7 protein-coding genes and 1 tRNA gene are annotated in these 13,272 nt (G+C 56.8%); 3 read left to right on the forward strand and 5 right to left on the reverse strand.

Translation table 11 applies throughout. From position 1 onward, the window contains the following. Positions 1-8: 8 nt before the first annotated feature. On the reverse strand, positions 9-728 hold the full coding sequence (locus J2I47_RS10675) for a Nif3-like dinuclear metal center hexameric protein (RefSeq protein WP_207364563.1): 720 nt from the start codon (positions 726-728) through the stop codon (positions 9-11). Between the two features lie 361 nt (positions 729-1,089). Here J2I47_RS10675 and J2I47_RS10680 point away from each other — a divergent pair, with 361 nt between their 5' ends. The 3 genes from J2I47_RS10680 to J2I47_RS10690 all read left to right on the forward strand — a co-directional run bounded on the left by J2I47_RS10680 (position 1,090) and on the right by J2I47_RS10690 (position 4,541). Further along, positions 1,090-2,475 carry an MATE family efflux transporter gene (locus tag J2I47_RS10680; protein ID WP_207364564.1) on the forward strand — a complete coding sequence of 462 codons (1,386 nt, stop codon included), beginning with the start codon at positions 1,090-1,092 and terminating at the stop codon, positions 2,473-2,475. A 321-nt stretch (positions 2,476-2,796) separates the two neighbouring features. Beyond that, positions 2,797-4,077, forward strand: a complete 1,281-nt coding sequence (hflX, locus tag J2I47_RS10685) for a GTPase HflX (RefSeq protein WP_207364565.1) — start codon at positions 2,797-2,799, stop codon at positions 4,075-4,077. Between the two features lie 392 nt (positions 4,078-4,469). Beyond that, positions 4,470-4,541 (forward strand) — tRNA-Arg (locus J2I47_RS10690). Positions 4,542-5,026: 485 nt separating this feature from the next. On the opposite strand, the gene J2I47_RS10695 is transcribed toward J2I47_RS10690, so the two are convergent. The 4 genes from J2I47_RS10695 to J2I47_RS10710 all read right to left on the reverse strand — a co-directional run bounded on the left by J2I47_RS10695 (position 5,027) and on the right by J2I47_RS10710 (position 13,246). Then, the gene (locus J2I47_RS10695) at positions 5,027-7,297 is read right to left on the reverse strand and encodes an NADP-dependent malic enzyme (protein ID WP_207364566.1); all 2,271 of its coding nucleotides are present in this window, start codon (positions 7,295-7,297) and stop codon (positions 5,027-5,029) included. 139 nt (positions 7,298-7,436) lie between these two features. Continuing rightward, positions 7,437-8,732, reverse strand: a complete 1,296-nt coding sequence (locus J2I47_RS10700) for a cation:dicarboxylate symporter family transporter (protein WP_207364567.1) — start codon at positions 8,730-8,732, stop codon at positions 7,437-7,439. A gap of 398 nt (positions 8,733-9,130) precedes the next feature. Further along, the gene (locus J2I47_RS10705; RefSeq protein WP_207364568.1) at positions 9,131-10,027 is read right to left on the reverse strand and encodes an AEC family transporter; all 897 of its coding nucleotides are present in this window, start codon (positions 10,025-10,027) and stop codon (positions 9,131-9,133) included. Between the two features lie 207 nt (positions 10,028-10,234). Continuing rightward, positions 10,235-13,246: a TonB-dependent receptor gene (locus tag J2I47_RS10710; RefSeq protein ID WP_207364569.1), complete on the reverse strand. Its 3,012-nt coding sequence runs from the start codon at positions 13,244-13,246 to the stop codon at positions 10,235-10,237. Between the last annotated feature and the right edge of the window lie 26 nt (positions 13,247-13,272).

Consider the following 13,272-nt stretch of genomic DNA (forward strand, 5'->3'; position numbering starts at 1 on the left):
ACGCTCCGCTAGACATAGACCTTTACCCCTATTTTCTTCCGAAAAACGTCCGCCAATGCCCGCAAGCCCCATCCTTCCGTGCGGCGGTGGCCGATGGCGATGACCGCCATGCCCGTTTCATCGACAGCGGCCTGCGTGCCTTTTCGGTATTCGCCGGTGAGGTACAGACCTACGCCGCGCTCATGCGCTTCCTGTACCAGGGCCGGGTTCATGGCTCCCACCACCGCCACTTTTTCCGGCACCCGCACCGACCCAAATTCGGCCCGGTCGTAGCCACCAAACAGGCTGTCTATCAACTCGGTCCAGTTAGTAAACGAACGGGACGGAACCGTTCCCATCATGCCGATGGGGCGCGGCGGCAGGTGGGCATCGGCAAGGTCGGGAGCCGTTTTATAGCCCAACGTTTCCAGCTCAAAAAGGCCCAATGCAGCCGCCATTGGCTTGTTATAGCCCGTCGTCAGGGTTTCGTCGAAGGGCAGGTGATGATACAAAACGCCCACGTTGGGCGGCAGCGCAGCCTGATTGAGCTGCCACGGACGGTGGAGCCATAGCGCATCCAGGTTATTTTTTTGCACCCAGTTACCCACCTGCGGCGGGGGTTCCAATGCCAGACCAATTCGCTCAACAGGTCGGTCTGAGGGCACGTAGATTCCTCCCTGCTCACTGACCGGAAATTTATCAGCGCCGAGTTCTGTTCTCAGCCAATCGTCAATATCGTGTAGGGTCATCTGGTTAAGCTATGAGGGCGCCTTTACATCAAACGGATTATTAGCTAACCTGTCAAGAAAAGTCACTAAGTGGCCATCAGGAACGGCTAGCAATACGGGCGCGGTCCGGGTTCGATTCCCGTATCGGTCACCTACCGTTTCCTCAATCGGGCTGGTAATCACCAAACTATTCCTGTACGTTTGTATCGTTAATTGCACCGCGCCCTGCGGTCGCCAACGCCGATGAAGCTCACCTGCTAATTGCCTTCGGGCAATCTCTTCCTGCCAGAACCTGCCGCCCTCCGGGCCGCGCTGGCTATGTCTATCCATTCATGTATCATCGGTAGCTGCCCGTGGGCGGCTCAATTTCCTCTTGTCTCCAATGACCAGAATCATCCGGTTATTACTGGCTGCGTTGCGCGGCACAGAAACCAATTTTACGTCCGGCAACATCAACCGGGCTATTTTCATGCTGTCGGTACCCATGATCCTCGAAATGGTCATGGAAGCCCTCTTTGCCATTGTCGACGTATTTTTCGTGGCTAAAATTGGCACCGAAGCCGTGGCTACTGTGGGCCTGACCGAGTCGGTACTCACGCTGGTGTACTCCATTGCCATTGGCCTAAGCACCGCCGCTACGGCGCTCGTGGCGCGGCGCATCGGCGAAGAAAACCCCGACGGAGCCAGCAAAGCCGTAGGACAGGTGATCTTTATTTCGCTCACCTTCGCGGTGCTCATGGGCGTTCCCGGCCTGGTTTTCGCCGACGACCTGCTTCGGCTCATGGGGGGCGATGCGCAGCTTATTGCCAACGGCAGCGGCTACACGCGCGTGATTTTCATGTCGGCACCGGCGATCATCCTGCTCCATACCCTCAGCGGATGCCTGCGCGGCGCGGGCGACGCCTCTGTAGCGATGCGGTCGTTATGGCTGGCCAATGGCATCAACATTGTGCTGTGTCCGGTGTTCATTTTCGGGCTGGGGCCGTTTCCCGAACTGGGCGTGATGGGGTCGGCGGTGGCGACTACGCTGGGGCGGTCGGCTGGGGTGCTGTACCAGTTTTATGCCCTGGCAAAGATGAATGGCCGTGTTTCAATCAGCCTGACCTCGTTCGTGCCCGATTTTGGCGTGGTGAAAACCTTGCTTGGTCTGGCGGCGGGCAGCACCGGTCAATTCCTGATCGGGTCGGCAAGCTGGGTGTTTCTGACCCGGATCGTATCGACGTTTGGCGCTGACGTGGTAGCGGGCTATACCGTGGCTATCCGCATCTTCGTCTTCACGATTTTGCCCTCATGGGGCATGGCCAACGCGGCGGCTACGCTGGTGGGGCAGAACCTGGGCGCGGGCCAACCCGACCGTGCCGAAACGTCGGTGTGGCGGGCGGCGTTCTGCAACCTGCTGTTCCTGCTGCCCATCGGCCTGTTGCTGTACCTATTCGCCGAAAACGTGGTCGGCTTTTTCAGTCATGACACGGCTGTGCTGACCATCGGCGCGCAAAGTCTGCGGGTCTTCTGTCTGGGTTTTGTGTTCATGGCCTACGGTATGGTGGTGACGCAGGCCCTCAACGGCGCGGGCGACACCCGTTCGCCGATGCTCATCAACATCCTTTGCTTTTGGGTAATCGAGATACCGCTGGCCTACGCCCTGGCCAACTGGCTGAACTGGGGGCCTTCGGGCGTATTCTGGTCGGTGGCTATTTCCGAATCGCTGCTGGCCCTGGCAGCGGTCTGGGTGTTTCGGCGGGGCCACTGGCGCACCGTAGCCGTCTGAGTGGAGGAGAGGAGTGTGCGGAGTGCTTCGCGCTATAGACCTGATTCGGCTGGCACTTCAACTACGCTCCGGCTCAAAGCCAGTCGTTGCCACGTTGTCTTTTGGCCGCCGATGTTGCTTGACTCTGCCGTTGTATGCCGTTGTCGCCGTTGTCGCCGTTGTCGCTTGGCTCCAGCCGGGGGCGCCCAGCCGAGTGACAACAAAGTTGATTCAAGTTCCCTGTCACCCTGAGCTTGTCGAAGGGCACCGAGCGCGAAGCACTCCGCACACTCCTCTGGCCAAACTCAAACTGAAAATTCAAAACCCTTGTTAATTAACTATATGATCGACAACCATAAAAACCCTGAAACCGCTGTGCTCGTTGCCGTGGCTACGCAAAAGCAGACGGCTGCACAGACGCGTGAATACCTCGCCGAATTGGCCTTCCTGGCCGAAACGTCGGGGATTATAACGAAGAAAACGTTTACCCAAAAGCTCGAACACCCCGACCACCGGACGTTTGTGGGTAAGGGTAAGCTGGACGAAATAAAGACCTACATCCTGGCCGAACCCGTCGACACGATCATCTTCGATGATGACCTCTCACCCGCGCAGGTGCGGAACCTGGAGGCCGAGTTTACGGATGTGAAGGTGCTGGACCGGAGCCTGTTGATTCTGAACATTTTCTCGATGCGGGCGCAAACGGCCCAGTCACGGGTGCAGGTAGAACTGGCTCAGTACCAGTATCTCTATCCACGCCTGACCAAGATGTGGTCGCACTTAACGAACCAGAAAGGGGGCGTTGGGATGCGCGGTCCGGGTGAGACCGAACTGGAAACCGACCGTCGGATTGTGAAAGACCGGATTGCGTTTTTGAAAGAAAAGCTGGAGAAAATAGACCGGCAGAGCATGACCCGCCGCAAAGAGCGTGACCGCCTCGTGCGTGTGGCCCTGGTGGGCTATACCAACGTGGGCAAGTCGACGCTGATGCGGGCTTTGGCTAAGGCCGATGTGTTTGCCGAAAACAAGCTCTTCGCCACGGTTGACTCGACCGTGCGGAAGGTGGTATTGGGCAACATCCCGTTCCTGCTGACTGACACCGTTGGGTTCATCCGCAAGCTGCCCACGATGCTCATTGAGTCCTTCAAATCGACCCTCGATGAGGTGCGCGAAGCTGATATTCTGCTGCACGTAGTCGACGTGTCGCACTCGTCGTTCGAGGAGCATATTGAGGTTGTCAACAAGACCCTGGCTGATCTGGGCGTGGCCGACAAGCCGACGGTGCTGGTATTCAACAAAGTAGATGCGTTTGTGCCGAAGGAAGAGTGGGCACCGGAGTTTGACGAAGACACCGAAGGCGAAGTGCCCGTAGAAACGCGCCGCAAGACGGCCCTGGAGTACCTGAAGCGCACGTACCTGACCAAACAGGCTGAGCACGTGGTGTTTGTGTCGGCCCAAACCCGCGAGAACATCGACGAGTTGCGTGTGTTGCTCCACGATATGGTGAAACCGCAGCACTTCCAGATTTACCCCAACTGGCTCGACGTACCCCTCCTCGAATCAGCCACCCTCGGCGGCGACAATCAGACCAAAGAGGAATTGCCAACAAAGCAGGAAAGTTAATCGTACGTGGCTACGCGCGGGTTGGCTTCGCGCTCTAGGCTACGCGCCGCGGGCCCTTCGACAGGCTCAGGGTGACAGCCCATCTGATGCAGTTCAGTCAACTTGACTCCATTTCCCTGTCACCCTGAGCCTGTCGAAGGGCCCGCGGCGCGTAGCCTAGAGCGCGAAGCCAACCCACACGAAGCCGCACTATTTTTATGGTTGCTCTGACTACCCCATTCGGAACAACCCCACTTTTTTCGCATTTTTGCACCCGCGTCGGGTCAACCACCCGGCGTTTTTGTTGCCACATTGGCAATCAGGCACTGTAGTTCAACGGATAGAACCGCAGCGGCGGACCGAGGCGTTTCCTAAACGCTAGATCCGGGTTTGTTAAGTGTAGAGAGTAACCAGGCACTGTAGTTCAACGGATAGAATAGGCGTTTCCTAAACGCTAGATCCGAGTTCGATTCTCGGCAGAGCCACGAATGAAAAAGCCCCTCAGCTTGTGATGAGGGGCTTTTTTATTTGCCTAGATGTTTAGCCATTATTATGATATGCTCGACTATGGCGCTTTAATTCTTGCACTGCTTCCTCTTTCGTTAGAAGCCCTAAGTTCTCAACGTAATCATTGATTACAACTTGTAGCATCTCATCGGCCTCCGACGCTGTATTGCCGTAAGCAGTCAGATTGAGTGACGGTATGAATACTACATATTGGTTTCCAGATAGGAAAAGCAATCGGCTCAAACCAGCATAGGTGTCTTTCCGTATTGGATCGAATTGGGACAATTCTTCTTGCCAGTTCTCCATATGTCAACAGTCAGGGCTCTAAGATTTTTGTCATCCCGACGACAGGAGGGATCTACTTTCCTAATGCGTAGTTGTGAATCGGGAAAGTAGATCCCTCCTGTCGTCGGATGACAAAATAAAATGACAAAAAACGCTTGAAAGGCCGCAAAACCCACCCCTAATCCGCTACAGCAATCGCCACCATGTTCACAATTTCGCGGACGGTGCTGCCGAGTTGGAGGACGTGGACGGGCTTGCGGATGCCCATGAGCACGGGGCCGATTTTTTCGATACGGCCAATCTCTTTCAGCAGGTTATAGGCAATGTTGGAGGCCGCCAGGCTGGGAAAAATCAGGACGTTGGCGGGCTGCTCGGCGAAGGGCGAGAACGCGTATGATTCGCGCATAAGCTCCTGATTGAACGGTAAGTGCGCCTGCATTTCACCATCCACAACCCAGTCGGGGTGGCGGGCCTGCAAGATGGCTGTGGCCGCCTGCATCTTCTCGGCATCGTCGCCGGTGGCGCTGCCGAAGGTGGAGTACGACAGCAGCGCAATGCGGGGCTCAATGCCCAGCCGGCGCACGGCATGGGCGGTGGTTTCGGCAATCTCCACGATCTCGTCGGTGGTGGGGTTCATGTTCACCGTGGTATCCGATAGGAACAACGGCCCGAACCGCGACAGCAGCACATACATACCCGACACCTTACGGATACCCGGCTGCCGACCAATCACCTGCAGGGCGGGCCGGAGCGTTTGGGGGTAGTTGCGCGTGAGACCCGAAATGAGCACGTCGGCCTCACCAATTTCCAGCAGCACGGTGCCGAAATAGTTGCGGTCGCGCATGAGGTTATGGGCTTCAACCAGGGTCAGACCCTTACGCTTGCGTTTTTCGTAGAGCAACTGCGCGTACTTCTCCCGCACTTTATCCTGCTTCGGCGACCGGTGGTCGATGATCCGCGTGTCGCCAAGGTTCATGTTGTGTTCGGCGAGCATCTTGTTGATTGTCTGTGGGTTACCAAGCAAAATGGGGATGGCCATTTTCTGTTCGCGCACCTCAGCCACAGCCCGGAGCACACTCAGGTTTTCGCCGTCGGTGAAGACTACGCGCTTGGGCGACTGCTGGGCCTGCCGCGTCAGGCGACGGATAAACGAGTTATCGAGACCCTGCCGCCTCGAGAGTTGCATGTCGTAGTCGGCCCAGTCGGTGATGTATTTCCGCGCCACGCCCGAGTCCATGGCGGCCTTCGCTACGGCGGGGGCTACGATGGTCAACAACCGCGGATCGGTGGGTTTGGGCAGGATGTACGTCCGGCCAAACACCAGGCCATCAGTGCCGTAGCTGCGACTAACCGCCTCTGGAACAGGCAGTTTAGCCAGTTTCGCCAGGGCACGTACGGCGGCGAGTTTCATGGCTTCGTTGATTTCGGTAGCCCGCACATCGAGCGCACCGCGGAAGATGTAGGGGAAGCCCAATACGTTGTTTACCTGATTCGGGAAGTCGGACCGGCCCGTAGCCATAATGATGTCGGGGCGGGCGGCGGTGGCGGCTTCGTATGTGATTTCGGGGTTGGGGTTAGCCATCGCAAACACGATAGCACCGGGGGCCATACTCCGAATCATGTCTTGCGAAACGACCCCGCCCACGCTCAGGCCCAGAAACACGTCGGCCCCCACCATGGCGTCGGCTAAGGTGTAGCCCTCCGGGTGGCGGTCGGTGGTGTATTTGTACTGATTGCCTACCAGGTTGGTACGGTCTTTGGTCAGCAAACCGTCTTTATCGAATACTGTAATATTCTCCGGCGAGACCCCCAGATCAACGTAGAGGTCGAGGCAGGCAGTGGCCGCAGCACCGGCACCGTTGACCACCAGTTTGATTGTATTGATCTGTTTACCAGCTATTTCCAGGGCGTTCAGCAGGGCCGCGCCAGACGTAATGGCCGTGCCGTGCTGATCGTCGTGCATGACGGGAATGTTCAGTTCGGCCCGCAGTCGCCGCTCGATTTCGAAGCATTCGGGGGCTTTGATATCCTCCAGGTTAACCCCGCCAAAGGTGGGTTCCAGGATCTTCACGGTGCGAATAAACTCCTCTACGTCGGTGGTATCCAGTTCAATATCGAACGCGTCGATGTCGGCGTATATTTTGAAGAGCAGGCTTTTACCCTCCATCACCGGCTTAGACGCCACCGCACCGATGTTGCCTAAACCCAGCACGGCAGTACCATTACTGATGACGGCCACGAGGTTGCCTTTGGCCGTATAATCATAGGCCCGTTCGGGTTGATCGGCGATGGCGAGGCAGGGTTCGGCTACCCCCGGCGAATAAGCCAGTGACAGATCGCGCTGATTCTCCGTCTCTTTGGTGGGGGTAATTTCAATCTTTCCGGGACGGCCCTTGGCGTGGTAATGCAGGGCGTCTTCGCGGAGTTTATTAGCTGAAGAAGTGTTCATAAAGGCAGTTCAACGTTCAATGTCTAATGTCCAACGTTGCGCTGCTGTCACACAGTTTGGGGCCGAGCCGACGCACATTGGACGTTAGACATTAAACATTGAACAATAATGTACTGTCAAAATTACACCCTTCCCGGCCTTAAACGACCACTTTTTCAAGTTTCTCTACCTCGCCGAAGGCGCGGGTCATGGCGGTACGGTCGAAGGCTTTTTCGTTGTTGGCGAGCCAGATGGTGGCCACACCGTTGCCGATAAAGTTGGTGATGCTGCGCGCCTCCGACATAAACCGGTCTACCCCCAGCAGCAGGGCCAGGCCTTCTACGGGGATCACGTTGATGGCCGTAAGCGTACTGGCCAGGACCACAAAACCACTGCCCGTAACACCTGCGGCCCCTTTTGAGGTCACCATCAGGATGCCGATGATCGTGGCCAGCTGTTCCCAACTCAGCTGAACGTTGAAGACCTGCGCCAGAAAGATCGTGGCCATGGAGAGATAAATCGTGGTGCCGTCGAGGTTGAACGAATAACCCGCCGGAACCACCAGCCCCACTACTGATTTAGCGCAACCCATGCGTTCGAGTTTTTCCATCAGCGAGGGCAACCCCGCCTCTGAGGACGACGTACCCAGCACGATCAGCAGTTCTTCACGGATGTAGCGCAGGAAGCCCAGCAGGGGCACTTGGCACGAGCGCAGAATAAGACCCAGCACCCCGAAAATGAACAGGGCCATGGTGGTATACACCGTGCCCATGAGCTTAGCAAGGGGTAGCAACGTACCCAAACCGAACTTGCCGATAGTGTAGGCCATACCGCCAAAGGCACCGATGGGAGCCAGCAGCATTACCTTGTGCAACCCCGCGAAAATGACCTTCAACAGCCGATTCATCACGGTCACAATACGCTCACGGCCACCGTATTGACTTAAAATAATACCGATCACGATGGCCGCAATCAATACCTGCAGCGTAACGTTGTCCATCAGAAATTTCCACCAGCTGAACGCCTGGGCGGTCTTGGTGTACTTGGAAATATCACCTCCCTTTAGTGCCGACGTCACCACGCCATTGCCGGGGCGGATGACATTGGCCACGACCACGCCGATGAGCAGGGCCACGGTGGTCACGACTTCGAAATAAAGCAGGGCCTTAGCTCCTACTTTGCCCACCTTTTTCAGGTCGCCCATGCTGACGATGCCGAGCGTGATGGTGAGGAAGATGATGGGGCTGATGAAGAGCTTGACGAGGCTAATGAAACAGCCACTCAGAAACTCACTGATGGTAGCTCCGATGGTGAGTTCCTGCCCCATGAACCGGCCTTTGATGGGCGCATCCAATATGGGCAGCAGGGCCAGATCAGGCCGAAAATGACCCAGCAACACGCCCAGCGTGATGGCCGTGAGTACCCAGAACGTGAGGTTCGTGACGAGTTTTTTCATAAGAGACAGGACGGGTTTTTTGACAGGATGATCAGGATTTCAGGATTGGCAGGATTGGCAGGATTGGCAGTCGTTGTCGCTTGGCTCCGCCGGGGGCGCCCAGCCGAGTGACGTGTATCTGAGGGCCTCCGGCCCGTAGCTTGACGTTGAGTCCCGTTAGCCCAACTGTTCTAAAATCTGAGTACGGGCCGGAGGCCCTCAGATATACGTCACTCGGCTGGGCGCCCCCGGCGGAGCCAAGCGACAACGAAGGACAGGAAGGAGTTTTGACAGGATGATCAGGATTTCGGGATTTACAGGATTTTCTCTTTGCTGCACAGCAGTTAGCGGTAGTAAAAGAGAAACTCTGTAAATCCTGAAATCCTGGTCATCCTGTCAAAAAAATAATCCCGCAAAAGTCATAGCAAATAATAGATCAAGTAGATACCTAAGAATGAAAGCGGAATGCCGAGGCCGACCATTTGGGCAGCCAGGGACGGGTTAAGGTTGTATTGCGTGGCCAGCACGGCGGCGGTGTTCATTGGCCCAAGCGCGGATCCCAGCACACAGAGGTCGGGCATCCAGCCGCGTTGACCAAGCAGCAACTTGTAGACAACGAACACCAGCAACGGAGCCAGCAGCAATTTATAGCCTAAACCCAGCAACAGGGCGTTTTTATGCTGCTTTGGCACTCGAAATCGGATTTGCATGCCTACCGACAGCAAGGCAATAACGGTAAACGGGCTACTCAGTTTAGTCAGCAGATCACGCACAAAAAGTGGATGAACGTAGCCCAGGCCGTTAGCCAGCAGGGCCACCACAAACGCCAGAAACGGCGGAAACCGGACCATATCACGCAGCATTATTCGTACCGAAGGTTCCTTTGCCGCCAGCCAGGAGGCCAGACCCACGCCGAAGGTAACGCAGATCACAAATGTCCCCGCCTGACTCATCAGGATACCCGCCTCCAGCCCCGCCCGGCCGTAGAGCCACTCGAAAATGGGGAAACCCACAAACGATATACTACTGATACCGCCCGTGAGCAGCAACGCCCCCAGCGTGGCCCGGTCGAAACCAAGCCGATTGCCGATAGTCCAGATGAACGCGCAACCACAACCAAAAACAAGGTATGGAGCCAGTATGGGCAGTAATAACCGACTAGCGAAGTGCAACTCGGCCACGTACAGCAGCGTCAACGCAGGAATGAACACCCCCACCAGCAGCCTGTTCAGCACCAGCGGCGCTGTATCAGGCAACCACCGCCGCAGTGCAACACCAAGAAGGAGGCAAGTCAGCAGGAGAGCGAGGGAAGTCATGTTTTAGTGGGTGAATAGCTTTGCGCTGAAGGCTTGGTGCTGGTGTGGGCTTCGCGCTGGTTGCCCTTCGACAAGCTCAGGGTGACAGCCCATCTAAAGCAGTTCAGTGAACCTGACTCTGGTATCCTGTCACCCTGAGCTTGTCGAAGCGCAACCAGCGCGAAGCCCACACCAGCACCAAGCCTTCAGCGCAAAGCTATCCACTCATTAAAATGTTATCGTGGCGTTGGCGTAGTAGTAGGCCCCATTGAAGCCGAACTGGCTGACGTTGCGGCTGTAGGGAATTTCGCCGTTGGAATAAGCGGCCGAGGTGGCAATGACTTTGTCGGGGTAGACGTCGAAGATGTTGTTGCCGCCGAGTGAGATCGACAGCGTTTTGATGGGATTGTAGATCAGCGTCAGGTCGATCAGGTTTTTGCCGCCGAAGGTTTGGCTTACGTGGGGCTTACCCGCGGGTTTTTCCCAGGCCGTTACCTCACCGAAGTACGACGAGCGCACGTTCAGGCCCACTTTGCCGTAGCTGTAACCCAGGGAAAGCAGGATTTTCTGGCGGGGCTGTGCCGTTTCGATCAGGCCAATGCTCACCGTGTCGATTAATAGAATCGGCTTGGGCGTATCCAGTTGCAGGGCCGCAGGAGTGGCTTTAGTGCTCGTGATCTTGGTCTGGTTCAGCGTGAAAGCCAGGCTGGCGTTGAACCGGCTGCGGGGACTGAAATTGTGCTTATAGCTCGTTACGAAGTCGATGCCTTTGGTGGTCGTGTTGATTGCGTTGGTGAAAAACCGAATCTCACTCAGCCCCGTAAACCGCGTTTTCAGGGCCGCAATGTCCTTTATAATTAGCCGCTCACTCTCGATTATCCGGTCGGTGATGTCGATCTGGTAGGCGTCGAGGGTCACGATAAAATCATTGCCAGCTTTGGCAGTCAGGCCCAGGTTGTAGTTCCACGACGTTTCGGCCTTGGGGTTGTCAATGCCAATTTGTGCCAGGCGAGTGTCGGTGCTGGGCAGTTGTTTGGTTTGCACAATAGCCCCCGACTGCACCGTAGAGGTGGTTTGGCTGTTGAACGTCTGCTGCAGCGACGGTGCCCGGAAGCCCTTGTTAATCGACCCGCGGAGCGACACGCTTTCGCTTAGTTTGACCCGCGCCGCCAGCTTGCCCGACACGTTTGAGCCAAAGTCGCTATAGTTTTCGTAACGCAGGGCAGCGGCTACGAGCAGGCGGTCGCTGAGGTCGCTTTCCACGTCGGCATACAGGCCCAGGTTGCTGCGGGTGGTGTTGGTCTGGTCTTCGGGCGCAATGCCGGGGCGGCCACTCGAACCAGGCGCTTTACCCTTCGTTTTCGCCAGCGGTCCCACGCTATACGACTCGGCACTACCCTGCGCCAGTTCAAACTGATCCACGCGATATTGTCCACCCAGGGCCAGGTTCAACGATTTTGTACCGAAAAGACCCGTGTAGTTCTTCGACAGGTTAGCTTCCGTGGTACTCTGCCCAAACGCCGACCGGCCCACGTAGAAATTAGTGGGCGAGGCGGCCCCCAACGATGGATTGGTGGTGTTATTGGCCCACATGTCGAGGTAGTTGTAGCCGTAGCCGGTGCTGAAATCGAGGTTCCAGCCCGCGCCTACTTTCCGGTTCAGACCCACCACGGTCGAGTAGTCGACGCTGGTGCCGGGCAGTTGGGGTACATACCCATCCGGATAAATTTCGGGCGTCGAGTTGGCGTTGCTGGGCGTAGCATTACGGAAAAACCCGTAGGCCAGAATGTCTTTCCGCGAATAGCCGCCGAAACTGTAGATCGACCAGCCCCGGCTCAGCGGCATGCCCAGGTTATAAAATCCCTGCAACGCTTTGGTCTGGTTGCTGCCATACACGCCCACCGTAAACGGCGACCCCACCGGCCACACACCCCGCAGCCGCCGGATGCTGTCTTCTTTGGCTTTCGTAGCATTGTAGATGTTACCCAGATACGGGTCCGACCGGTTAGTGCCACCCGTATACTGATAATGCATGGTCAGGTTCAGGTAGCTGTTGGGTTTGCCCAGCCGAAAACCGTAATTAACCGCCGCCAGGTAGCCCGCGCCGTCGCCTTTGCTGGTCTGGCCGTACTGCGTTTTCAGGGTACCCACACCGACACTCTTGTTCAGCACCAGGTTTACAATACCCGCAATGGCGTCGGAGCCGTACTGGGCAGCAGCACCGTCGCGCAGGATTTCCATGCGGTCCAGCGCCAGCGAAGGAATGGAGTTCAGGTCGGTGACAACCGTGCCAAGGCCTACCGTCTGATTCAGGTTCAGGGCCGAAAACTGGTGGCGGCGTTTTCCGTCCACCAACACCAGCACTTGGTCTGGCGAAAGGCCGCGGAGGGTGGCGGGGTCGGCGTAGTTGGCCACGCCATTGACGCCCGTCTTGGCCGAGTTGAACGAAGGCGAATTATACTGCACCATCTGCCCCAGGTCTACCTGCCCCGTAGCCTGCAACTCCTTGCTGCTCACCACATCGACGGGCACAGGACGTTCTACATCCGTCCGCGGACGACCCCGTGAGCCAATCACCGTCACTTCCTGCAACAGGTCCGACGATTCGACCATGCGGATCTGCAAGTCGAGTTGATCACCCAGCGTTACCTGCTGATTGGCGTAGCCGATGAACGAGAAAATGAGCACGTCGCCGGGGTTAGCGGCGATTCTGAACTTGCCTTCGCCATCGGTCGTAGCCCCGCGGTTGGTACCTTTAACGGCCACGTTCACGCCCGGCAGGCCTTCATTGCCGGTAGCCGTCACCACGCGGCCGGTATAGGATTGTTCCAATGGGGCGGCGTTGGCTTCGTTTTTTGGCTCCCCTGCCGAGGTAGCCGGGTGAACGCTTAGCAGAATCTGCCCCGCCACCACCGAATAGTCAATAGCCAGGGGCGTCAGCAGCCGGTCGAGCACTACCGACAGCCGTTCGTGACGCGCCGTCAACGACACCCGGCGACTTACCTGAATGGCCGTGGGGCTGTGAATAAACCGCACCTCGGTCTGGTTTTCCAGTCCGGCCAACACATCGCGCAGCTGAACGTTTTCGAGCGTTAGGGTTACGGGTTTGTTCAGCACGTCCTGACTTAAACCGGGCCGTGCCGTAGCAACGGTGATGGCCAGCAATGCCAGCACAAACGGCGCAACGCTCCGCTTCAGGGTGCTTTGCAGCCACAAACGGAAGGGTAAAAAATGATTCATGGTCTTGTTAGTCAACAGGTTAGTAA

Origin of the sequence: Fibrella rubiginis (genome assembly GCF_017353185.1) — a bacterium.
Lineage (GTDB): Bacteria > Bacteroidota > Bacteroidia > Cytophagales > Spirosomataceae > Fibrella > Fibrella rubiginis.

What these genes read in the sequence shown, in the direction of transcription:
- J2I47_RS10705 (WP_207364568.1), bottom strand. Translation starts at nt 10,027, where the DNA reads ATGACTTCCCTCGCTCTCCTGCTGACTTGCCTCCTTCTTGGTGTTGCA.
- J2I47_RS10680 (WP_207364564.1), top strand. Translation starts at nt 1,090, where the DNA reads ATGACCAGAATCATCCGGTTATTACTGGCTGCGTTGCGCGGCACAGAA.
- J2I47_RS10710 (WP_207364569.1), bottom strand. Translation starts at nt 13,246, where the DNA reads ATGAATCATTTTTTACCCTTCCGTTTGTGGCTGCAAAGCACCCTGAAG.
- J2I47_RS10695 (WP_207364566.1), bottom strand. Translation starts at nt 7,297, where the DNA reads ATGAACACTTCTTCAGCTAATAAACTCCGCGAAGACGCCCTGCATTAC.
- hflX (WP_207364565.1), top strand. Translation starts at nt 2,797, where the DNA reads ATGATCGACAACCATAAAAACCCTGAAACCGCTGTGCTCGTTGCCGTG.
- J2I47_RS10700 (WP_207364567.1), bottom strand. Translation starts at nt 8,732, where the DNA reads ATGAAAAAACTCGTCACGAACCTCACGTTCTGGGTACTCACGGCCATC.
- J2I47_RS10675 (WP_207364563.1), bottom strand. Translation starts at nt 728, where the DNA reads ATGACCCTACACGATATTGACGATTGGCTGAGAACAGAACTCGGCGCT.